Origin of the sequence: Vibrio sp. 10N.222.55.C7 (genome assembly GCF_041473335.1) — a bacterium.
Lineage (GTDB): Bacteria > Pseudomonadota > Gammaproteobacteria > Enterobacterales > Vibrionaceae > Vibrio > Vibrio crassostreae_C.
Genome location: NZ_JBFRSC010000044.1, coordinates 114,438 through 137,997, shown reverse-complemented (window position 1 = coordinate 137,997; position 23,560 = coordinate 114,438). Strand labels below are relative to the sequence as shown.

Below are 23,560 nucleotides of genomic sequence, written 5' to 3'. Positions count from 1 at the left end.
CTTGCTACAGCAGTGAGCTCCTTTAACTCCTTACAGGAGCTGAATGTGAAAGACTTATTAAACTTTCTAAAAGCACAGCATAAGACCGAAGAATTTGATGCAATCAAAATCGGTCTATCTTCACCAGACATGATCCGTTCATGGTCTTTTGGTGAAGTTAAAAAGCCGGAAACAATTAACTATCGTACGTTCAAACCTGAACGTGATGGTCTGTTCTGTGCACGTATTTTTGGTCCAGTTAAAGACTACGAATGTCTTTGTGGCAAATACAAGCGCCTGAAGCACCGTGGTGTTATCTGTGAGAAGTGTGGCGTTGAAGTTACACAAACTAAAGTTCGTCGTGACCGCATGGGCCACATCGAGCTAGCTTCACCAGTTGCTCACATCTGGTTCCTAAAATCACTGCCGTCTCGTATCGGTCTACTAATGGATATCCCTCTACGTGATATCGAACGTGTTCTTTACTTCGAGATGTACGTAGTAACTGAACCAGGTATGACTGATCTAGAAAAATCTCAGATGCTTACTGAAGAAGAGTATCTGGATCGTCTAGAAGAGTGGGGTGACGAATTCACTGCTAAGATGGGTGCTGAAGCGATCAAAGATCTGCTTGCAACAATGGACCTTCATCAAGAAGTGGAAGAAATGCGCGAAGAGTTAGAAACGACTAACTCAGAAACTAAGCGTAAAAAAGTTACTAAGCGCCTGAAGCTAGTTGAAGCGTTCATTGCATCGGGTAACGATCCGCAATGGATGATTCTGACTGTACTTCCGGTTCTGCCGCCAGATCTACGTCCTCTAGTACCACTAGATGGCGGTCGTTTTGCGACTTCAGATCTGAACGACCTTTACCGTCGTGTGATCAACCGTAACAACCGTTTGAAGCGTCTTCTAGAGCTAGCTGCTCCGGACATCATCGTACGTAACGAAAAGCGTATGCTGCAAGAGTCTGTTGATGCACTTCTAGATAACGGTCGTCGTGGTCGTGCTATCACTGGTTCTAACAAGCGTCCTCTGAAATCTCTTGCTGATATGATCAAGGGTAAACAAGGTCGTTTCCGTCAGAACCTTCTAGGTAAACGTGTAGACTACTCTGGCCGTTCTGTAATCACAGTAGGTCCATACCTTCGTCTACATCAGTGTGGTCTTCCTAAGAAGATGGCACTTGAGCTATTTAAGCCGTTCATCTACAGCAAGCTAGAAACTCGTGGCATGGCTACGACAATCAAAGCTGCTAAGAAGATGGTAGAGCGCGAAGAAGCTATCGTTTGGGATATCCTGGACGAAGTAATCCGCGAACACCCAGTACTGCTTAACCGTGCACCTACACTTCACCGTCTAGGTATCCAAGCGTTTGAACCAGTACTAATCGAAGGTAAAGCGATTCAGCTTCACCCACTAGTGTGTGCGGCATACAACGCCGACTTCGATGGTGACCAAATGGCGGTACACGTGCCTCTAACTCTAGAAGCACAGCTTGAAGCACGTACACTGATGATGTCGACGAATAACATTCTGTCGCCAGCGTCAGGTGATCCGATCATCGTACCTTCTCAGGACGTTGTATTGGGTCTTTACTACATGACACGTGACAAGATCAACGTGAAAGGCGAAGGTATGTACCTTGCTGGCCCTGCTGAGGCTGAAAAGGCATACCGTACTAAGACTGCTGAGCTACACGCTCGCGTTAAAGTACGTATCACCGAAACTGTAGTAGACGAAGATGGTAACAGCACTACTGAAACGAAGATGGTTGATACAACTGTCGGCCGTGCAATGCTATGGCAAATCGTTCCAGCTGGCCTACCGTACAGCATCGTTAACCAAAAGTTAGGTAAGAAGCAGATCTCTACTCTTCTTAACGAGTGTTACCGTAAGCTTGGTCTAAAAGATACAGTAGTATTTGCTGACCAAATCATGTACGCAGGTTTTGCATACGCTGCACTTTCTGGTGTTTCTGTAGGTATCGACGATATGGTTGTACCTCAAGCGAAATACGATGAAATTGAATCTGCTGAAGAAGAAGTTCGCGAAATCCAAGAGCAATTCCAATCTGGTCTTGTTACTGCGGGTGAGCGTTACAACAAAGTTATCGATATCTGGGCATCTACGAATGACCGCGTTGCGAAAGCAATGATGGATAACCTATCTTCTGAAACAGTTATCAACCGTGACGGCGAAGAAGAACAGCAAGAATCGTTCAACAGCATCTACATGATGGCCGACTCGGGCGCACGTGGTTCTGCAGCTCAGATTCGTCAGCTAGCAGGTATGCGTGGTCTGATGGCGCGTCCAGATGGTTCAATCATCGAAACGCCGATCACAGCGAACTTTAAAGAAGGTCTAAACGTCCTTCAGTACTTTATCTCAACGCACGGTGCTCGTAAGGGTCTTGCGGATACAGCACTGAAAACAGCAAACTCGGGTTACCTAACTCGTCGTCTAGTAGACGTTGCTCAAGACGTTGTAGTACACGAACATGACTGTGGCACGCATGAAGGTATCGACATGATGCCTCACATCGAAGGTGGTGACGTTAAAGTTGCACTTTCTGAGCTTGCTCTAGGTCGTGTAGTAGCTGAAGACGTTCTTAAGCCTGGTACTGAAGATGTACTGATTCCACGTAATACTCTGATTGATGAGAAGTGGTGTCAAATCATGGAAGACAACTCAGTAGATAGCATGAAAGTGCGCTCTGTTGTTACCTGTGATGCAGACTTCGGTTGTTGTGCACAGTGTTACGGTCGTGACCTAGCACGTGGTCACCTAGTGAACCAAGGTGAAGCAGTTGGTGTTATCGCTGCACAATCTATCGGTGAACCGGGTACACAGCTAACGATGCGTACGTTCCACATCGGTGGTGCGGCATCTACTGCAGCAGCAGAGAACAGCATCCAAGCTAAGACAACTGGTACTGTGAAACTTCACAATGCTAAGTTCGTAGTTAACAAAGATAAGAAACTGGTTATCACTTCTCGTGCATCTGAGATGACGATTATTGATGAATTCGGCCGTACTAAAGAGAAGCACAAACTTCCTTACGGTTCGATGCTAACCAAAGGCGACAACGCAGCAGTTACTGCTGGTGAAGTTGTAGCTAACTGGGAAGCGCATACCATGCCAATCATCACTGAAGTGGCAGGTCGCATCCAATTCGTAGATATGATCGATGGTATTACAGTTTCTCGTCAAACTGACGATCTAACGGGTCTTTCTTCAAGTGAAGTTACAGACGCAGCAGCTCGCCCAGCAGCAGGTAAAGATATGCGTCCAGCTATCAAACTTGTTGATGAGCAAGGTAACGACGTAATGATCCCTGGTACTGATATGCCAGCTCACTACTTCCTACCTGGCAAAGCGATTGTAAACATCGAAGATGGCGCTGAAGTTGGCATCGGTGACACACTATCTCGTATCCCTCAAAAATCGAGCGGAAACAAAGATATCACCGGTGGTCTACCACGCGTAGCTGACCTATTCGAAGCTCGTAAGCCTAAAGAGCCTGCGATCCTTGCTGAGCACACAGGTACTGTGTCTTTCGGTAAAGAAACGAAAGGTAAGCGTCGTCTAGTAATCACTCGTGAAGGCGGTGACGCTTACGAAGAGATGATTCCTAAGCATCGTCAATTGAACGTGTTCGAAGGTGAGAAGATTGAACGTGGTGATGTAATCGCCGACGGTCCTGAAACTCCACACGATATCCTGCGTCTACGTGGTATCCACGCAGTAACTCAGTACATCGCGAACGAAGTTCAAGAAGTTTACCGCTTACAAGGCGTAAAGATTAACGATAAGCACATCGAGACTATCGTTCGTCAAATGCTACGTAAGTGTACAATCACTCATTCTGGTGACTCTCCGTTCCTACCTGGCGAACAAGTTGAGTACCACAATGTTAAGATTGCTAACCGTAAGCTAGAAGCTGAAGGTAAAGAACTAGTACGTTTCGAACGTGATCTACTAGGTATTACTAAAGCATCTCTTGCAACTGAGTCATTCATCTCAGCTGCATCGTTCCAAGAAACGACTCGCGTACTAACAGAAGCTGCGGTTTCTGGTAAGCGTGATGACCTTCGCGGTCTGAAAGAGAACGTAATTGTTGGTCGTCTGATCCCAGCTGGTACTGGTTTCGCATACCACCAAGAGCGTCAAAAACAACGTGAAGAAGAGCAAGAAGGTCCTTCAGCTGAACAAGCTACTGACAATCTAGCAGCACTTCTAAACGCTGGTTTCTCTTCAGAAGAGTAAGCTCTACGAGTAGTCTCTAAGAGATAAGAAAAAGGCACCTTCGGGTGCCTTTTTTGTATCTGGCGTATTGGTATTTAGCTATGACTTATAAAGTGATAGGTGTGCTTATCTAGCTGGTGAGGTTGGATTTATGTCCTGAAGAGTGCTCTTTGAGGCCAGTAAGATAAAGGGTAGAGATGACTAGGCTGATTAGGGCTGTAACCATATGCTTATGGCTAAAGGTCAGGGTGAGCGAGTAAGCTCTGTCTGAAAGGTTCTGGGTAGTTTGGATAACCTTACAGACAAAACAAAAAGCTTGCACAGAGGCAAGCTTATTAAGGATTCGGCTAACTAAGCGCCTGGTGGAATCGCTAAACTGTCTGCAATAAGCTGGATAAGATTATCTTCTACTTCAAAACGTAGTTCGAGTAGTTCACCTACTTTGGACATATCTCCTTCGAAGTTAGGCAACTCATCGTCTGCATTTACTTTAACGTACTTATCATTGAATTCTAGAAGCGGCTCGGTTGTAAGTACGATCTTCGCGTAAGTTGTATCAATCTCGTCATTGGTTTTAAAGCCTGTTGCTTGCCATTTTTTCATGACCATATCGTAGATCTTAAAATGACCCTCTGAGATATAATCGACAACATGATCACAGAATGAGCTTATTTCTTTAGGGGAAGGGAGTTCAACAACGTTTGATTGCCCGTTGCTAGCTGGCTGCAAGGCACCTAGCTTACAATACTCAACGATTAGAGACTGTCGAGTTTCGAGCCAATGATCGATGACCTCATTAGAGCCACCCCATTGTTCTTGTATTTGTTTGAATTTATTTAGCATGACCATGTCCTCATGATCTGATCACAACCTTGTGATCAAGTAATTGCCTAAGCAGGGTCCGTTTTATTGGTAGCTACTAAAAGTAATAGCTTGAAATATTCTCTGCTACAACTCTAGTATGAAATTAGATTGCCAGTAAAATGAACGAACTGCAAGCAATGAGGCATAGGGATGTTAAAAAAAAGTGATAACAAAATGACAGAGCAAGCTTATTGGTGCGTCGTTTCTGGTAGTGATATTTGGGTTAATAATGATCAGTTTCCGTTTGGCTCTGCTGAAGAGCTTGGGCTGAGTGTGGAGCATGCAATCTGTATTGGTCAGCATCAAGGTCGCAAGGTGTATTGGCTCAACGATTGTGATGTGGAGAATGAGCTGAGCATGGTCAGCCTAAGAGAGTTACTGCACTGGCCTGAAGGGAGTTTCTTGACTGCAAGCAAAGCCATCCAATATGGGCATATGACTCAAAGTATGCGTTTTTGCCCTCAGTGCGGTGGTCGAAATCATCTCAACCATAACCAGGTGGCGATGCAGTGTGGAGATTGCCGCACACTTCATTATCCTCGTATCTTCCCGTGCATCATTGTCGCTGTACGAAACGACAACAAGATATTGCTTGCGCAGCACCCAAGACATAAGACAGGTATGTATACCGTGATAGCGGGCTTCCTAGAGGTCGGAGAGACCTTAGAGCAGTGTGTGGCAAGAGAAGTCAAAGAAGAAACGGGTATCGATGTCGATAATATTCGTTATTTTGGCAGCCAGCCATGGGCGTTTCCATCGAGTATGATGATGGGCTTTCTCGCAGATTATGCTGGTGGTACGCTCAAGCCTGACTACAGCGAGCTATCGGATGCTCAATGGTTTGACGTAACAAGCCTGCCTGATGTTGCTCCTGTTGGAACCATTGCGAGACAGTTGATTGAGAAAACCGTTGATGACGTGATGAAAGATGGTGTGACTGAGCAGATACTAGAGCACTAATTTGCCTGTGATAGTATTTGGCCTATGGGTGATCAAAAGCTAAAAAAAACCCTCCACAAGTGGAGGGGGTAAGTAAGATGTCGTTATGAGATGCTGAGTAGTGACTACTCAGATGTTATAATTGTAATTTTCGCTAGCGAACAAATTTTTAACATGCTCCCGTAATTGGGTGCAAATTAAGCATTGATTTAAAAGTTAATAACTTGATCTAGGTTGCAAAGCACAAAGCTTTTACCCTTCAATCAGTGTTAGAATACTTGCCATCAAAACTAGACAAGATTGAATTGGAATTTAACGGAATGACCGAATTAAAAAACGATCGCTATTTACGCGCACTTTTAAAACAGCCTGTTGATTACACACCGGTATGGATGATGCGCCAAGCTGGCCGCTATCTTCCTGAATACAAAGCAACGCGCGCTGAAGCGGGCGATTTCATGTCTTTGTGCAAAAACGCGGAACTGGCATCAGAAGTAACACTTCAACCTTTACGTCGTTTCCCGCTTGATGCGGCAATCTTGTTCTCAGACATCCTAACTATCCCTGATGCAATGGGCTTAGGTTTGTACTTTGAAACAGGTGAAGGTCCTAAGTTTGAGCGTCCTATCACGTGTAAAGCTGACGTAGAGAAGATTGGCCTACCTGATCCAGAAGGCGAGCTTCAATACGTAATGAATGCCGTTCGTCAGATCCGTAAAGACCTGAAAGGCGAAGTGCCACTGATTGGTTTCTCTGGTAGCCCATGGACTCTAGCGACATACATGGTTGAAGGTGGAAGCTCTAAAGCATTCACTAAGATCAAGAAGATGATGTACGCAGAACCACAAACGCTGCACCTGCTTCTAGACAAGCTGGCTGACAGTGTTATCGAATACTTGAACGCGCAAATTAAAGCGGGTGCTCAATCGGTAATGGTATTTGATACATGGGGTGGTGTACTGACTCCTCGTGACTACAACCTATTCTCACTGCAATACATGCACAAAATCGTTGATGGCCTAATCCGTGAAAACGAAGGTCGTCGAGTACCGGTTACTCTGTTCACTAAGAACGGTGGCATGTGGCTTGAGTCTATCGCAGCAACAGGTTGTGATGCGGTTGGTCTAGACTGGACAATCAACATCGCAGATGCAAAAGCTCGCATCGGCGACAAAGTTACTCTGCAAGGTAACATGGATCCTTCAATGCTTTACGCTCAGCCTGAACGTATTCGCGAAGAAGTGGGCAGCATCCTTGAAGGCTTCGGCGACGGTGGTACAGGTCATGTATTTAACCTAGGCCACGGTATCCACTTAGATGTACCGCCAGAGAACGCTGGTGTATTCGTTGACGCTGTTCACGAATTGTCTAAGCCTTACCACAAGTAATTCTGAGTAAGATTATTGAAAGCGCTGTTGGGAAACCAACAGCGCTTTTTTATTGCCTGAAATTGGCATTTGATGGCGGTTTAATCTTGTTGTGTGCAGTTAATTAGGTATTTGGATCATGGTAGGCCAAATGCTCAGAGATGTGTTTCCTGATATAAGGAATGACTTCACTTTCAAACCAAGGGTTCTTCTTGAGCCAGATATTATTGCGTGGCGAAGGGTGGGGTAATGGCAAAAACTCAGGCGCCCACCTTTGCCAATCACGCACGGTTTCGGTCAATGTGCTGGTGGTTTTGTTTGTTAGGTAATGGTTTTGTGCGTACTGGCCAATCAGCAGTGTCATTTGAACATTGGGTAGAGATTGCAGCACTTTGTTGTGCCAAAGCTCCGCGCACTCTTTGCGTGGTGGGAGATCACCACTTTTCCCTTTCCCCGGATAACAAAACCCCATAGGCACAATCGCGACTTTTTGCTCGTCGTAAAAAGTATCGCTATCTATCCCTAACCATCCTCTTAATCGTTCGCCACTCGCGTCATTCCAAGGGATCGACGACTCATGCACCTTGATACCCGGCGCTTGACCTATGATCAGCAAGCGCGCGTTTGGATGTGCTTGAATCACCGGGTTAGCACCGTGTGATAGGTGAGGCTCACAAGCTCGGCATTGTCGAATCTCTTTAAGTAACGAAGAGGACATCAGTAACCTTTATCAAAATCGATGACATGATTAAGTGTAAAGCCATCTCGCCACTGTTTGTAATTCTCTGCGAAGATCTCGACTACTTGTCTTGGCTCACTGAGTGCAGCGATGTGTGGAGTGATGGTGACTTGCGGTAGTTTCCAGAAAGGGTGTTCCTGAGAGAGGGGTTCACTTTCAAACACATCTAAAAATGCGTGTTCTACCCATCTGTTTTTTATGGCGAGCAACAAGGCTTTATTGTCGATACTTTCCCCTCGACCGACATTAAACAGCAACACATTAGAGCAGTAACCTAACGTGGTTTGGTTCAACAGCTGATAGGTTTCAGCGGTTGATGGCAAGGTGTTGACCACAATATCGGCCTGCTTAAGGGCAGCCTCTATCTCATTGATGTGGAAAGTCTCTTTAAAGGTTTCTTGTTTGGATGGGATACCCGTACGGTTGACACCTATGGTATGAATACCAAAAGCCGCCGCGGTTTTTGCCAAATGACTGCCGATTGAACCTGTTCCTAAAATCACCATAGTTTTGTCAGTTAGGCTAGTATAAAGCTGTGGCTGCCAGTTTCGTTGTTGTTGATGCTGGTGGTAATGAGGGAAGTGTCTACAGTGACTGATTGTGTAACCCAATACGTATTCTGCGATAGCCGGACCAAAGATGCCTTTGACGTTGGTTAGCGTATAGTCCTGACGCAGATCTGGCTGAGTGAGTTTATTGATTCCGGCATAGGTACTCTGTACCCAGTCTAGCTCTTTAAACTCGCCGAGGCGCTCTGCGATTAGAGGTGGTGACGCCAAGACAATCTGTGCTGATTTGGGGTTTTGAGTGATTTCTAGGTCGGGTAAATCCTGGTTTAGAATCAGTTGCGTATAGGTATCGTCATGCTCAGTAAGAATATAGAGCTTATTCGTAAAATTGTTCATCGGCTTACCTTTTCCCCCCAGGGTTTATCAAGTACACTTTCGCTGTCTTTTTCTGCAATTATTGAGTGACTATGCTTCAGAATCCACTGCAGGTTCGTCTTGAAAAGTTAGAACCTTGGCAACAAATTACCTTTATGGCGTGTCTATGTGAGCGTATGTACCCTAACTATGCCATGTTTTGTGAGAATACAGAATTTGCGGAAGCTCGAATCTATCGTGATGTTTTGGATAGCATTTGGGAAATCCTGACGGTTAAAACAGCAAAGGTGAACTTTGAGCGTCAACTTGAGAAGGTTGAAGAGCTATTCCCTAGCGGTGATGATTTTGATTTTTATGGTGTTTACCCAGCAATGGACGCATGCCAAGGCCTAGCAACGCTAATTCATGGTCTGCTTGACCGTGAACATATGTTGGAAGCGGTAATTAAAGTGAGTCAACAATCGGTGAAGACGGTTGCTGAGCTTGAGTTTGCTCAAGGCGCTGAAGAAGTGACGAACGAAAACCAGAAAGAAAACGAAGCGGTGTGTGAAGAGTGGGACGTTCAGTGGGCCATTTTCCGACCTCTACGTGAAACGACTGAGCGTGACTTAGAGCTGATCAAAGACCTACGCCACGAACTGCGTGAAGACCCAGTCAGTAACATTGGTGTTGCGCTATAATTCGCAATTGCACCAAGGTACGAATAAAAACAAAGGCTCCCTAGGGAGCCTTTGTGGTATCTGACGGTATCAAATTTAGATTAAGCGTCTTTTTTGTCTTCGTTCTACACTTTGTCTTTTGATGCGTCGTCGTCATTCGTTGATTTTGCATCTGAAGAGTCGTTGTCTGCTGGAGTTTCTTCCTCGTCCTCGTCATCGCGGTTTTCGATAACACCGTGTGTCTCTTTCCACTTCTCCCAGCGTTGGAACGCCAGTTCTTGCATGTCAGTCGTCTTATCCGCTTCGTCGACAATCTCTTCGCCCACTAGGTGCTCAAAGATGTCTTCTAGGGTGATGATGCCCTGAATAGTGCCGTATTCGTCCACAACTAAAGACAGTTGCAGGCGGTTTGCCATCATCTGGTCAAAGGCCTTAGCCAAGCCCATGTTGTTCAGCAACACGTGGATAGGGCGCATTACTTCACCCAAAGCTTTCTCACCACAACCGGCTTGCTGCAATCTAAACAGCTCTAAGCGGTGAACAAAACCGATGATGTTGTCACTCTGCTCGCTGTAAACCAGCGGACGTGAGAATGGCGTGTCTTTATGTTGTTCTAGGAACGTATTCACACTCATTTCCGCATCAACACGGAATACCACTGGGCGCGGCGTCATTACCTGAGTCACGGGTACATCTTGAATACCCAGTAGGTTGCTCAGGATTTTTGACTCGCCTTCTGCAAATTCACCGCTCTCTTTTGCCAAAATCGCCATTGCAGATAACTCATCACGCATTTTTGGTGCTTGGTGGCCACGAGCAAGACGTTTGGTGATCTGTTCTGAGAACCATACAAACGGTGTTAGGAAGAACACCATCCAACGAAGCACGCTTGCCGAAGCAGGAGCAAGTTGACGCCAGTAGGTTGCACCAATGGTTTTTGGAACAATCTCAGATAATACCAAGATACCTAGCGTTAGCACGGCAGAGAAGACACCTAACCATTGGCTACCAAAAACGACAGCCGCTTGTGCACCTGCTGTCGCAGCACCGATAGTATGGGCGATGGTGTTGAGCGTTAAAATTGACGCAAGCGGGCGGTCAATATCTGTTTTCAGTTTGTCTAAAGACTCTGCTGCAGGGTGCCCATTTTGTTTTAGTTGAGCAATGTAGCTCGGACTAATACTCAAAAGTACAGCTTCCAAAACAGAACAAATGAAAGAAACTCCAATAGCAATGGAGACGTAAATAGATAGCAGCAGCATGTTTGCCCTTAAATTAAATTGTACGCTTTAGCAGCGATTCAGCGTGGATTATAGTGAAAAAGTAGTGGCTAGGTCATCATTAATTTTGCTCTCAGCCCCTTTTAAACAAGGGCTTGCTTAATAAAATCAGTAACAAATTGTGAGTTATTACTCATATTATGGCTAAAACTACGGCATTAGAGCTAAAGATCGACGACAAACCTTTGCCAGATGGGGCATTTATGTTTTAGAGTGAATTGAATTCAAAAATACAAAGAAGGGAAACCTAAAATGAACAAGACTCAATTAATCGACTTTATTGCTGAAAAAGCGGACCTTTCTAAAGCACAAGCTAAAGCTGCTCTAGAAGCGACTCTTGGCGGTGTTACAGATGCTCTTAAAGATGGCGATCAAGTTCAGCTAATTGGTTTTGGTACTTTTAAAGTAAACCACCGTGCAGCTCGCACTGGTCGTAACCCAAAAACTGGTGATGAGATCCAAATCGCTGCTGCAAATGTTCCAGCATTTGTTGCAGGTAAAGCGCTGAAAGATTCAGTGAAATAATCTAAACTGTACCGAGGTAGTCGTATTCCACCTCGGTACAGGTTTTTATGAAAAAAGCATTTCTTCTCGTTTCACTATTATCTACATTTCTTATTGGCTGTTCTTCAACAAGCCCTCGCAAAAACCTAGAGCAATTTGAAACTCACACTGGCGGCCAAGTCATGGGCGACGCGACGAGTTTCTACTGGGTTACAAACAAGCTAACACAACCTCATACTTCAGCTGACTACGTCACTGTCGGCGATTACGGCTGGTACCAAACTGATTATGCTTGGTCAGAAGGCGTGCTTCGTGAATTCATTCGTGAAGGCGAGCAGCGTAACTCTTCTAATGAGCTGGTTCCCTATCGAGTCCATGTGCGTTTCAATAAGTCAGGCGAAGCTGTGTATCAACAGTATCGTATTGATAGCAAAATCTTACCTATCCAAGCCAAGCAGCTTGAAAACTATCAGAAAGAAGCGACGTCGGTTCTAGAGACCACAACGAAGCAGCATGATGAAGGGCTTAGGCTGATTCAGGGTTACTGGAATGGCAGCTCTTTTAAAACGTGCGCTGGTGGTGAGTTTGATCGCATTGAATTTAACCAGACCTTGCCAGGCTTCGTGATTGACCGATTGGCGTCTGTGGAAAGCTATGCGGCGTTTCTTGGCAGTGATTCACTGGGTAAGATGAGCGTGGAAGAGTTACTGATGCTGGCTGAAGACAGCCATGATTGTGTCGTTAGGCCATCATTGTTGAAAGAATAGCGAGTAATCAAAGGATTGAGAGTATTTGGCCTACTGTAGGCCAAGTGCCTATTTGTCTGTACAAATACAGATTCTTGTGTAAATGAGATAATAAAAGGCGCCTATTGAGGCGCCTTTTTCTGTTATTCACTTGCTGTCATTTGCTTACTGTTATTGGAAAGTAAGCGAGCAACAAGATTGTTTACTGCTCTTGTTCGCGCGCAATCGCACGGTAACCAATATCATTGCGGTGGAACATACCATTCCAGCTAACTTGCTTCGTCAACGCGTAAGCGCGCTCTTGAGCCTCAGAAACCGTATTGCCCAGTGCTGTTGCACAAAGTACACGACCGCCGTTTGTCACAACGTCGCCAGCTTCATTATTTGTCGTACCCGCGTGGAAAACCTTTTGGCCTTCAACTTCGCTTGTTGGTAGTGAAATAACGTCACCTTTTGCGTAGTCAGCAGGGTAACCGCCAGCCGCAAGAACAACACCGATAGAAGCGCGTGGATCCCACTTCGATTCTGCTTCGTCGAGCTTCTCGTCGATAGCCATTAGGCAAAGTTCAACAAGGTCTGACTCCATACGCATCATGATAGGTTGCGTTTCAGGGTCGCCAAAGCGGCAGTTGTATTCGATAACTTTAGGTGTGCCGTCAGCATCGATCATTAGGCCAGCGTAAAGGAAACCTGTGTAAGGTGCGCCTTCTGCGTCCATACCACGTACCGTTGGGTAGATAACTTCCTCAAGGATACGGTTGTGGATTTCTGGAGTTACAACCGGCGCAGGAGAGTAAGCACCCATGCCGCCCGTGTTTGGCCCAGTGTCTTTGTCGCCAACACGTTTGTGATCTTGGCTGGTGGCCATAGGAAGCACGCTAGAGCCGTCAACCATTACGATGAAGCTTGCTTCTTCGCCTTCGAGGAACTCTTCGATAACAACGCGGCTGCCTGCTTCGCCAAAGGCGTTGCCCGCTAGCATGTCTTTGATTGCGTCTTCTGCTTCTTCAAGGGTCATCGCAACGATAACGCCTTTACCTGCCGCAAGACCGTCAGCTTTCACTACGATAGGAGCGCCTTGCTCGCGAACGTAAGCGATAGCTGGCTCAATCTCAGTGAAGTTTGAGTAGTAACCTGTTGGGATATCATGACGAGCTAGGAAGTCTTTAGTGAATGCTTTAGAGCCTTCAAGCTGTGCTGCAGCTTGAGTAGGGCCGAAGATTGGCAAACCTACTTCGCGGAATGCATCAACCACACCGATAACCAATGGTGCTTCAGGGCCCACGATAGTCAGTTCGATTTTTTTATCTTGAGCAAACGCGACTAAACCAGCGATGTCTTCAACGCCGATGTTTACGTTCTCTAGTTTTGGCTCAAGTGCAGTACCTGCGTTACCTGGAGCGATGAATACTGTTTCAACGTTTGGGTTTTGTGCTGCTTTCCAACCTAGTGCATGCTCACGACCGCCAGCACCAATAATTAATACATTCATTTTATTTTACCTTTGATAGCTTCATCAGATTACCTATTTCGGCGTCAAACATGCTCACTTATAGTCATAAGCTCCGCGTGTTTTCCTTGAACTAGGCAATCTGATTTTGCTCTAAAAATTAAAATTTCTATTAACGTTGATGAGTAAAACGCCAACATTAATGAACGGTTAAACGAATAAAAAAGGCTCTAGGAAAACCTAGAGCCTATTCTGATTAGTGGCGGAAGTGACGCATGCCCGTAAAGATCATCGCCATGCCGTGTTCGTCTGCTGCTGCGATAACTTCGTCATCACGCATAGAGCCGCCCGGTTGGATAACACACTTGATGCCAGCCTCTGCAGCCGCGTCGATACCGTCACGGAATGGGAAGAATGCATCTGATGCCATCACACAGCCTTCAACCTGTAGACCTTCGTCTGCAGCTTTGATGCCTGCGATTTTCGCAGAGTAAACGCGGCTCATTTGGCCAGCGCCAACACCAATTGTCATGTCGCCTTTCGAGTAAACGATAGCGTTAGATTTAACGTATTTCGCTACTTTCCAGCAGAATAGAGCATCTTTCAATTCTTCAGCTGTAGGTTGGCGCTTAGAAACCACTTTAAGGTCATCTTCAGACACCATGCCTTGGTCGCGGTCTTGAACTAGCAAACCACCGTTAACGCGTTTAACGTCAAAGCCAGTTGTCTTCGTTGTCCACTCACCACACTCAAGTAGGCGAAGGTTTTTCTTAGCCGCTACGATTGCTACTGCTTCAGCAGAAACTGATGGTGCAATGATAACTTCAACGAATTGACGCTCAGTGATAGCCGTTGCTGTTGCAGCGTCTAGCTCACGGTTGAAAGCGATGATGCCGCCAAATGCAGAAGTTGGGTCTGTTTTGAATGCACGGTCGTAAGCTTCTAGGATGTCTTCACCTAGTGCAACACCACATGGGTTAGCGTGCTTAACGATCACACATGCTGGCTGGTCGAACTCTTTCACACACTCAAGTGCTGCGTCGGTGTCAGCGATGTTGTTGTAAGAAAGGGCTTTACCTTGAATCTGGCGAGCTGTAGAAACTGATGCTTCTTCAGGGTTTGCTTCAACGTAGAATGCGGCTGCCTGGTGGCTGTTCTCACCGTAGCGCATGTCTTGCTTTTTCTCGAACTGTTGGTTGAACGTGCGAGGGAATTTGCTCTCTTCATCGCCTTCCTTGTTCGCGCCGTAGCTAGGAACCATAGTGCCGAAGTAGTTAGCGATCATGCCGTCGTAAGAGGCCGTGTGCTCAAATGCCGCGATAGCGAGGTCGAAGCGAGTCTCTAGGGTTAGAGATTGCTCGTTCGCGTCCATTTCAGCCACAACGCGCTCGTAGTCGTGTGCGTTAACAACGATCGTTACGTCTTTGTGGTTTTTCGCTGCAGAGCGAACCATTGTAGGGCCGCCGATGTCGATGTTCTCAACAGCATCAGCAAGGGTACAACCTTCTTTAGCAACGGTTTCTGCGAATGGGTATAGGTTTACAACAACCATATCGATAGGGTTGATACCGTGAGTTTCCATCACGTCATCATCTTGGCCACGACGGCCTAGAACACCACCATGAACTTTTGGGTGCAGAGTCTTAACACGGCCATCCATCATTTCTGGGAAACCAGTGTAGTCAGATACTTCTGTAACAGAGATGCCTTTTTCAGCAAGCAGGCGAGCAGTGCCACCGGTAGATAGGATATCTACACCACGGTTAGCAAGAGCTTGTGCAAATTCAACGATACCAGTTTTGTCTGATACGCTGATTAGAGCGCGGCGAATTGGACGAGCGTTATTCATGCTTCCATCTTCCTCAAATTCATGGGGTTAAAATAAAGATATTTGCCAAAAAAGAACTTGTTTCTATCTTCTTAGCGTGGATTATCTTAGATACCAGTAAGAGATAAAATATTGGCCAGTTTTGGTAAAGACCTTTTGGGTTAGTCTTATGATTAAGCTATAAGATAACCAACTCCAAATTTGATGGCGCAGATTCTAACTAATTTATTACAAAAAAGCTCGCGCAATCGTTTGGCATCTCAAAATTAATTATGAAAAGTGCCATTTCAGCCTGAAAAGTAACGATAAGGTTAATTGTGGAATGGACGAAACAGTAGGAAAAAACATGTTTCAGATCGGTGAATTAGCGAAGCGATGCGGTGTGACAGCCGATACCTTGCGATTTTATGAGAAGAATAACCTGATCGCGCCAGCCAGTCGCAGTGACTCGGGTTATCGCCTATATGATGAAAATAACCAGAAACAGGTGACGTTTATTCTCAAATCTAAAGCGTTGGGGCTGAGTTTGGACGAGATTAAAGAATTGCTTGAGATTCGCCTCGAGGCCACACAGCACAGTTGCGCTGAAGTGAAGTCGATTACCTCAGCAAAGCTAGAGATGATTGATGAGAAGATTACCGAGTTAACTAAGATTCGCACCGCACTTAAGAAGATTAATGATGCGTGTTGCGGCCACGTAGACGACGATGCAAGCCATTGTTCGATTCTGGCAGCCTTGGATTCCGCAAACGTCGACAAAGGGCGCTGTTGTCGCACTGGAGAGTAATCAGCCACTATCACGGATCGACAAGCCAAAAAAAAGCCAAACTCAACAATGAGCTTGGCTTTCAATTCAATAAATTACGAAAGAACGATTAGTTCATGCCGTATTTTTTAAGTTTCTTGCGAAGAGTACCGCGGTTAATACCCATCATGGTTGCTGCGCGAGTTTGGTTACCGCGAGTGTACTGCATGATAGTGTCTAGTAGTGGCTGTTCAACTTCAGCTAATACTAATTCGTATAACTCGCTGACTTCTTGACCGTTTAATTGAGCAAGGTAATTTTTCAATGATGCTTTAACTGAGTCACGTAGTGGCTTCTGCGTGATTTGGTCTTGTGATGTAACTGTAGTTACTGTCAATGCTTCTGAAGTCAGATTTTGTTCGAACATATTCGGTCTAGCTCTTCTCGTAATTATGGTGCAACGTTATCAAAAAAACCTTCTAGCGCTTCAAGCTGCAGATCACCTGCTTCGAATGCGTTGAAGGTACGGCGAAACTCACTCGCTTGTTCATGTTCTTTTAGATACCAACCCACATGCTTACGAGCGATGCGAGGGCCTAAAAACTCTCCATAAAATTCATGTAGAGCGTGCACATGACCAAGCATGATGTCTTTCACTTCCGAAATCGGGAGTGGGTCCATCGTGGTGCCGTTTTCCAAATAGTGTAGGATTTCGTTAAAAATCCAAGGACGTCCTTGGGCAGGTCGACCTATCATTAAAGCATCAGCGCCGGTGTACTCCAGCACAAACTTCGCTTTTTCCGGACTATCGATATCACCGTTAGCGATAACCGGAATAGATACTGCTTGTTTCGCTGCTTTAATGTGTTTGTATTCTGCCTCACCTTTGTACATACAAGCGCGAGTTCTTCCATGGAGCGCAAGAGCTTGTATGCCGCAGTCTTCGGCTATTTTCGCGATTTGGACACAGTTTCTATTGTCTGTATCCCAGCCTGTGCGCGTTTTCAACGTTACTGGAACGTCGACAGCATTTACCACCGCTTTCAGAATGTCTTCAATGAGTTCTGGATGCTGCAGTAAGGCTGAGCCCGCAAGCTTCTTATTCACTTTTTTGGCTGGACAACCCATGTTGATATCGATGATTTGCGCACCGTTATCGACATTAAATTGAGCAGCCTCGGCCATAAGCTGTGGATCTGCACCAGCGATTTGTACTGAACGAATGCCCGATTCGCCTTCATGTACCATACGCTGCTGAGACTTTGACGTTTTCCAAACTTTCGGATTGGAGGACATCATTTCACTGACTGCCATCCCCGCACCGTAGCGAAGACACAACTCACGGAATGGTCTATCCGTTACGCCAGCCATAGGAGCGACGATTAGATTGTTCTTAAGTTGATAATTTCCGATTTTCAAAAATGTCATCACAGTTCTGTACCAGCAAGGGCGCGCATTTTACGCATTTTTTCGCTGCGTGAAAAGACTAATATTTGAGCATTTACAATTTGTTTTTGTAATTTGTTTAAATTTCAGTCAATTAGCGCCCAAAGTCTTGTCTAGCCTTGCTTGCGACCTGAGATTCGACACCATTCTTGTTGTTCGATGATCGGATCAATGTGAAGCTCATCACGATAATAAGTGGCAACATCTTCTGCTTGTGTATCTAAAACACCCGACATCGCAAGTACACCATTTGGCTTAACTAGGCCCTTGATGATGCCAGAAAGGTCGCGTAATGGACCCGCAAGAATGTTGGCAACAACAACGTCTGCTAGCAAACCTTCCGGTTGATCTTGTGGCAAGAACACCTCTAGTTGCTCAGCAACGCCATTGCGTTGTGCGTTGTCTTTTGATGCAAGCAGAGCTTGAGGATCAATGTCGATCCCGATAACTTTTGCTGCGCCTAGTTTGATCGCAGCGATCGCTAGGATGCCTGAGCCACAACCGAAGTCGATCACGGTTTTGCCTGCAAGGTCTAAGCCTTCAAGCCACTCAAGACACAATGCCGTTGTCGGGTGAGTACCTGTACCAAATGCAAGGCCAGGGTCTAGCATTACGTTAACAGCGTCAGGTTCAGGGATATCGCGCCAGCTAGGGCAGATCCATAAACGCTCACCAAACTTCATTGGGTGGAAGTTGTCCATCCATTCACGCTCCCAATCCTTGTCTTCAATTTGCTCTACTTTATGAGCAAAGTCTGCAGGGAACATGTTACTTGCTTTAATCTGCGCTAGAACGACACCAGTATCAGTCTCAGCGTCGTAAAGCGCGAGAATGTCAGTATCACCCCAAAGGCGAGTTTCGCCTGGCAGAGGCTCAAATACAGGGGTATCTTGTGCATCCAGGAAAGTTACAGAAAGAGCACCAGTCTCTTCCATTAACATGTCGCCGATTTGTTCGGCATTTTCATTGGTAGCATTAAGCTTGATTTGAATCCAAGGCATGGCTGCATCTTCTATATGAGAAAAATTGGATGGCGAGTCTAGCAGAAAATATGAGCAAATTCACCAAAACCCCACGGAATATAATGGGGATTAAAGATTGATTTTTTCGGCGGTTCAAAAACAAAAATGCTCACCGAAGTGAGCATTTTGACTGTTCTTAAACGAACGGATTATGACAAACCAAGTTTCTTCTCAAGGTAGTGGATGTTTGCACCACCGTGTTGGAAGTTTTCGTCGTTCATAATAGACAGTTGAAGCTCAGTATTAACGTTAATACCTTCAACAATCATTTCACCCAATGCGTTCTTCATACGAGCGATAGCAACATCACGGTTCTCACCGTAAGTGATCAGCTTACCAATCATTGAATCGTAGTGTGGTGGCACTGTGTAACCCGTGTAGATGTGAGATTCCCAACGTACGCCCATGCCGCCTGGTGCGTGGAAACGTTCAATCTTACCTGGTGAAGGTAGGAAACGAACTGGATCTTCAGCATTGATACGACATTCGATTGAGTGGCCACGCAGCTTAATGTCATCCTGAGTGAATGATAGAGGCTGACCAGCTGCAATACGTAGCTGTTCTTTCACTAGGTCGATACCCGTTACCATTTCAGTAATCGTGTGTTCAACCTGGATACGAGTGTTCATTTCGATGAAGTAGAATTCACCGTTCTCGTATAGGAATTCAAATGTACCTGCACCGCGGTAACCGATCTCAATACATGCACGAGTACAACGTTCGCCAATGTACTTACGCATCTCTTCAGTGATACCTGGAGCTGGCGCTTCTTCCACAACTTTCTGGTGACGACGTTGCATTGAACAGTCACGCTCACCTAGGTGGATAGCATTACCTTGGCCATCTGCAAGCACTTGTACTTCAATGTGACGTGGGTTTTCTAGGAATTTCTCCATGTAAACCATGTCGTTGTTGAAACATGCTTTTGCTTCAGCACGAGTCATCGCGATAGCTTCTGTTAATTCTGCTTCAGAACGAACAACACGCATACCACGACCGCCGCCGCCGCCAGATGCCTTGATGATAACTGGGAAGCCAATGCGCTTAGCGTGCGCTTTGTTTTTTGCTTCGTCGTCGTCAAGAGGGCCGTCAGAACCTGGTACACAAGGTACGCCAGCTTTTTTCATTGACGTGATAGCTGACACTTTGTCACCCATCATGCGAATAGTTTCAGCTTTAGGACCAACAAAGATAAAGCCACTGCGCTCTACCTGTTCTGCGAAGTCTGCATTTTCAGATAGGAAGCCGTAGCCAGGGTGAACAGCTACTGCACCTGTAACTTCAGCTGCGCTGATGATACGAGGGATGTTTAGGTAGCTATCGATACCACGAGCTGGACCGATACAAATGGTTTCGTCTGCAAGCAGTACGTGCTTAAGGTCACGGTCAGCAGTTGAGTGAACCGCTACCGTTTTAATGCCAAGCTCTTTACATGCACGCAGAATACGTAGTGCAATCTCACCACGGTTCGCGATTACTAATTTATCTAACATAATGAGTGCTCTCTATTATTCGATAATTACTAGAGCTTGGTCGAATTCTACTGGTTGACCGTCTTCAACTAGGATAGCTGTTACAACACCAGATTTATCAGCTTCGATTTGGTTCATCATTTTCATTGCTTCAACGATACATAGCGTTTCGCCAGCCGTTACAGATTGACCAACTTTAACGAATGGTTTTGCGTCTGGGCTTGGAGCGCCGTAGAAAGTACCAACCATTGGAGAAAGAACTTGGTGACCAGCTGGAACTGCAGGAGCCGCTGCTTCTGCTGCTACAGGTACCGCCGCAGGAGCTGCTGCCGCTATAGGTGCTGGAGCAGCTGCATATTGAACAGGTGCTACAGGTGCAGTGCTGTTACGACTGATTCGTACTGACTCTTCACCTTCAGAGATTTCTAGCTCAGAAATACCAGACTCTTCAACCAATTCGATTAGCTTTTTGATTTTGCGAATATCCATTGTTTCTTTCTCTTTATCTGTTAATTGAACTTACTCTATGACTGAGTAGGTTAGTAATAGTTCGTTGTTTATATTTACTTTGAGTTGAGCTTGCTGAGCGCAGCGGTCAAAGCAAATTGATAACCTTGGGCACCTAAGCCACAAATCACACCTTCTGCTTTATCAGATAGGTAAGAGTGGTGACGGAATGGTTCACGCGCGTGAACATTCGATAGATGAACCTCAATAAATGGGATTGCAACGCCAAGTAGTGCATCACGCAGAGCCACACTGGTATGTGTAAAGGCTGCTGGGTTGATAATAATAAAATCAACATTTTGATAAGCACTATGGATCGCTTCAATCAGTTCATACTCACGATTTGACTGTAAGTGAGATAGCTCAACATCGTGTGCTTTCGCTTGCTCGGTCAGTGAGCTAATAATCTGGTCAAGTGTTTGAGAACCGTAGTGTGCAGGCTCTCTAAGGCCTAACAGGTTAAGGTTTGGGCCATTTAAAACTAGAATGCGAAACTTTGTAGACATCGTGGGGCTATCTTCCTTTATCGTGTTTACGAACGTGAATGTTGCCATTTTATTGAAAATTTGCGGTTAATTTCCAGTGAGAAAAACCCAAATTTAAAAATTAGAACCAGATTATAGCTAATTCAGCGCAAATCGCAGCAATTTACTGGTCTAATCTCCTATTGATACAGCTTGGAATTGTTACCAACTTAACAAAAAAGCGTCTTAGCCTTAATTTGGGGCGGGATATTTGAGATCAAGATCAGCCATAAAAAAACCGCCACATAGGTGACGGTTTAGAAAGTGCTGTTTTAAACAGTGATTAGCTGCTGTGACTGGTTGCTTATGCCAGTTCTGCTTTCTCGGCAATCAGCTTATCAACCACACTTGGGTCGGCCAGTGTCGAGGTATCACCTAGGTTACCTGTATCGCCAGTCGCGATTTTACGCAGGATACGACGCATGATTTTACCCGAACGAGTTTTTGGTAGAGAGTCGGTCCAGTGCAGTACATCTGGCGTTGCAATTGGGCCAATCTCTTTACGTACCCAGTCTTTTACTTCTTTATGAAGCTCTGCGGTTGGGAACTCACCATCATTCAGCGTGATGTAAGCGTAAATCGCTTGGCCTTTAATATCATGAGGGATGCCCACAATCGCGGCTTCTGCAATCTTATCGAACGCGACTAGAGCCGATTCAATCTCAGCAGTACCCATACGGTGACCTGATACGTTAAGTACATCATCGACACGCCCCGTAATCCAGTAGTAACCGTCTTCATCACGACGAGCGCCGTCACTGGTGAAGTACATGCCTTTAAAGGTCGAGAAGTAAGTCTGTTCGAAGCGGTCATGATCGCCATGAACGGTACGCATTTGGCCTGGCCAAGAGTCAAGAATCACTAGGTTGCCGTCTGTTGCACCCTCAATGATGTTACCCATGTTATCAACCAGTGCCGGTTGCACACCGAAGAATGGACGAGTTGCAGAGCCCGGTTTCAGGTCTGTTGCGCCTGGTAGCGGTGCAATCAAGATACCGCCCGTTTCTGTTTGCCACCATGTATCAACAATTGGAGATTGCTCATTACCGATTGTTTTGTAGTACCACTCCCACGCCTCTGGGTTGATAGGTTCACCCACTGAGCCCATGATTCTTAGGCTGTCACGAGAAGTACCTTCAACGGCTTCATTGCCTTTCGCCATCAATGCACGAATAGCCGTTGGCGCCGTATAAAGAATATTAACTTGGTGCTTATCGACCACTTCGCTCATGCGGCTGGTGTTCGGGTAATTTGGCACGCCTTCAAACAGAATCGTTTTTGCGCCATTAGCAAGCGGTCCGTAAACAAGATATGTGTGACCGGTAATCCAACCCACATCGGCTGTACACCAGAAAGTCTCGCCTTCTTGGTAATCGAATACGTATTTGAAGGTCATCGCAGCATAAACAAGGTAGCCACCTGTGGTGTGCATAACGCCTTTAGGTTTACCTGTTGAGCCTGACGTATAAAGGATGAATAGTGGATCTTCTGCGTTCATCTCTTCTGGTGGGCAATCTGCAGATACATTAGCAATAGCATCGTGCCACCACACATCGCGATGTTCGTGCCATGCCACATCACCGCCAGTGCGTTTGAATACAACAACCTTCTCGATGTTTTTCACTTCAGGGTTCGTCAGTGCTTCATCGACATTCTTTTTCAGTGGAACAGCACGGCCGCCACGCACGCCTTCATCGGCAGTGATAACGACTTTAGAATTTGAATCGATAATACGACCAGACAGTGCTTCTGGTGAGAAACCACCAAATACGACTGTGTGAACCGCACCGATACGGGTACACGCCAGCATGGCTACTGCCGCTTCTGGCACCATTGGCATGTATAAACAAACCACATCACCTTTGCGCACGCCTTGCTCTTTTAGAGCATTCGAAAACAGGCACACTTCTTTATGCAGTTCATTAAAAGTTAGAGTTTTATCATCTGCCGGGTCATCGCCTTCCCAGATGATAGCGACTTCATCACCGCGCTCAGCAAGGTGGCGGTCGATACAGTTAGCCGAAACGTTAAGCGTGCCATCTTCAAACCAGCGAATATCAATGTGGCCAGGGTCGAAAGAAGTGTTTTTTACTTGTGTGAAAGGTTTGATCCAATCAACGATTTTTCCGTGTTCACCCCAAAAGCCTTCAGGGTCAGAAACAGATTGCTGGTACATGGCTAGGTAAGTGTCATTATCCGCGTGTGTGGTTGATTTAATATTTTCTTTTACCGGATAAACGTGGGCTTCACTCATTGCATCTCTCCTTGTGCCTACATTCCTAATGAACTGGCAACTTCCTTTGTGTTCAGTTTCTAGGTCTATTACAGAACCGTCTTTGTGTTATCACTCTCGGCTA

At 45.7% G+C, this 23,560-nt stretch carries 20 protein-coding genes; 7 read left to right on the top strand and 13 right to left on the bottom strand.

Features of this window, described 5'->3' with window-relative positions; all coding sequences use genetic code 11:
• Window positions 1-45 precede the first annotated feature (45 nt).
• A complete protein-coding gene (gene rpoC, locus AB4482_RS15900; protein ID WP_017060527.1) occupies window positions 46-4,248 on the top strand; it encodes a DNA-directed RNA polymerase subunit beta' in 4,203 nt (1,400 codons plus the stop codon).
• A 330-nt stretch (window positions 4,249-4,578) separates the two neighbouring features.
• On the opposite strand, the gene AB4482_RS15895 is transcribed toward rpoC, so the two are convergent.
• Window positions 4,579-5,076: an Rsd/AlgQ family anti-sigma factor gene (locus tag AB4482_RS15895; protein ID WP_032546263.1), complete on the bottom strand. Its 498-nt coding sequence runs from the start codon at window positions 5,074-5,076 to the stop codon at window positions 4,579-4,581.
• Window positions 5,077-5,241: 165 nt separating this feature from the next.
• Between AB4482_RS15895 and nudC the strand changes: the two genes are divergently transcribed.
• Both nudC and hemE read left to right on the top strand, forming a co-directional pair.
• Window positions 5,242-6,051, top strand: a complete 810-nt coding sequence (gene nudC, locus AB4482_RS15890; protein ID WP_372181176.1) for an NAD(+) diphosphatase — start codon at window positions 5,242-5,244, stop codon at window positions 6,049-6,051.
• Between the two features lie 299 nt (window positions 6,052-6,350).
• Window positions 6,351-7,418 (top strand): uroporphyrinogen decarboxylase, encoded by a 1,068-nt coding sequence (gene hemE / locus AB4482_RS15885; RefSeq protein ID WP_372181174.1) that lies wholly within the window; start codon window positions 6,351-6,353, stop codon window positions 7,416-7,418.
• Between the two features lie 103 nt (window positions 7,419-7,521).
• Here the strand turns inward: hemE and AB4482_RS15880 are convergent, their stop codons facing one another.
• Window positions 7,522-8,115, bottom strand: a complete 594-nt coding sequence (locus AB4482_RS15880; protein ID WP_372181172.1) for a uracil-DNA glycosylase family protein — start codon at window positions 8,113-8,115, stop codon at window positions 7,522-7,524.
• Complete coding sequence (locus tag AB4482_RS15875) at window positions 8,115-9,041, bottom strand: D-2-hydroxyacid dehydrogenase (protein ID WP_017063654.1); 927 nt, start codon at window positions 9,039-9,041, stop codon at window positions 8,115-8,117. The genes AB4482_RS15880 and AB4482_RS15875 overlap by 1 nt, the downstream gene beginning before the upstream one ends.
• Window positions 9,042-9,112: 71 nt before the next feature.
• On the opposite strand from AB4482_RS15875, the gene AB4482_RS15870 reads away from it, so the two are divergent.
• Window positions 9,113-9,700 (top strand): YjaG family protein, encoded by a 588-nt coding sequence (locus tag AB4482_RS15870; RefSeq protein ID WP_017062699.1) that lies wholly within the window; start codon window positions 9,113-9,115, stop codon window positions 9,698-9,700.
• Between the two features lie 104 nt (window positions 9,701-9,804).
• Here the strand turns inward: AB4482_RS15870 and AB4482_RS15865 are convergent, their stop codons facing one another.
• On the bottom strand, window positions 9,805-10,941 hold the full coding sequence (locus AB4482_RS15865; protein WP_137001878.1) for a CNNM domain-containing protein: 1,137 nt from the start codon (window positions 10,939-10,941) through the stop codon (window positions 9,805-9,807).
• A 270-nt stretch (window positions 10,942-11,211) separates the two neighbouring features.
• Between AB4482_RS15865 and hupA the strand changes: the two genes are divergently transcribed.
• Window positions 11,212-11,484, top strand: a complete 273-nt coding sequence (hupA, locus tag AB4482_RS15860) for a nucleoid-associated protein HU-alpha (protein WP_004729753.1) — start codon at window positions 11,212-11,214, stop codon at window positions 11,482-11,484.
• Window positions 11,485-11,531: 47 nt separating this feature from the next.
• Window positions 11,532-12,230: a DUF1481 domain-containing protein gene (locus AB4482_RS15855; protein WP_017063655.1), complete on the top strand. Its 699-nt coding sequence runs from the start codon at window positions 11,532-11,534 to the stop codon at window positions 12,228-12,230.
• Between the two features lie 181 nt (window positions 12,231-12,411).
• Here the strand turns inward: AB4482_RS15855 and purD are convergent, their stop codons facing one another.
• Window positions 12,412-13,701: a phosphoribosylamine--glycine ligase gene (purD, locus tag AB4482_RS15850; protein WP_017062702.1), complete on the bottom strand. Its 1,290-nt coding sequence runs from the start codon at window positions 13,699-13,701 to the stop codon at window positions 12,412-12,414.
• Window positions 13,702-13,915: 214 nt separating this feature from the next.
• Window positions 13,916-15,508, bottom strand: coding sequence for a bifunctional phosphoribosylaminoimidazolecarboxamide formyltransferase/IMP cyclohydrolase (gene purH, locus AB4482_RS15845; protein ID WP_136977503.1), 1,593 nt, complete (start codon window positions 15,506-15,508; stop codon window positions 13,916-13,918).
• A 325-nt stretch (window positions 15,509-15,833) separates the two neighbouring features.
• On the opposite strand from purH, the gene zntR reads away from it, so the two are divergent.
• Window positions 15,834-16,274: a Zn(2+)-responsive transcriptional regulator gene (zntR, locus tag AB4482_RS15840; RefSeq protein WP_017062704.1), complete on the top strand. Its 441-nt coding sequence runs from the start codon at window positions 15,834-15,836 to the stop codon at window positions 16,272-16,274.
• Between the two features lie 88 nt (window positions 16,275-16,362).
• Here the strand turns inward: zntR and fis are convergent, their stop codons facing one another.
• The 7 genes from fis to acs all read right to left on the bottom strand — a co-directional run bounded on the left by fis (window position 16,363) and on the right by acs (window position 23,457).
• Entirely contained in the window at window positions 16,363-16,659 is a 297-nt protein-coding gene (fis, locus tag AB4482_RS15835) for a DNA-binding transcriptional regulator Fis (RefSeq protein ID WP_004729744.1), read from the bottom strand.
• 23 nt (window positions 16,660-16,682) lie between these two features.
• Window positions 16,683-17,651, bottom strand: coding sequence for a tRNA dihydrouridine synthase DusB (gene dusB, locus AB4482_RS15830; RefSeq protein WP_032546269.1), 969 nt, complete (start codon window positions 17,649-17,651; stop codon window positions 16,683-16,685).
• Window positions 17,652-17,791: 140 nt separating this feature from the next.
• The gene (gene prmA, locus AB4482_RS15825; RefSeq protein ID WP_017055901.1) at window positions 17,792-18,679 is read right to left on the bottom strand and encodes a 50S ribosomal protein L11 methyltransferase; all 888 of its coding nucleotides are present in this window, start codon (window positions 18,677-18,679) and stop codon (window positions 17,792-17,794) included.
• Window positions 18,680-18,849: 170 nt separating this feature from the next.
• Window positions 18,850-20,193 carry an acetyl-CoA carboxylase biotin carboxylase subunit gene (gene accC / locus AB4482_RS15820; protein WP_017062706.1) on the bottom strand — a complete coding sequence of 448 codons (1,344 nt, stop codon included), beginning with the start codon at window positions 20,191-20,193 and terminating at the stop codon, window positions 18,850-18,852.
• A 15-nt stretch (window positions 20,194-20,208) separates the two neighbouring features.
• Window positions 20,209-20,661 (bottom strand): acetyl-CoA carboxylase biotin carboxyl carrier protein, encoded by a 453-nt coding sequence (gene accB, locus AB4482_RS15815; RefSeq protein ID WP_372170840.1) that lies wholly within the window; start codon window positions 20,659-20,661, stop codon window positions 20,209-20,211.
• A gap of 74 nt (window positions 20,662-20,735) precedes the next feature.
• A complete protein-coding gene (gene aroQ / locus AB4482_RS15810) occupies window positions 20,736-21,185 on the bottom strand; it encodes a type II 3-dehydroquinate dehydratase (protein ID WP_010435475.1) in 450 nt (149 codons plus the stop codon).
• A 322-nt stretch (window positions 21,186-21,507) separates the two neighbouring features.
• Window positions 21,508-23,457 carry an acetate--CoA ligase gene (acs, locus tag AB4482_RS15805; protein ID WP_009844693.1) on the bottom strand — a complete coding sequence of 650 codons (1,950 nt, stop codon included), beginning with the start codon at window positions 23,455-23,457 and terminating at the stop codon, window positions 21,508-21,510.
• Window positions 23,458-23,560 lie beyond the last annotated feature (103 nt).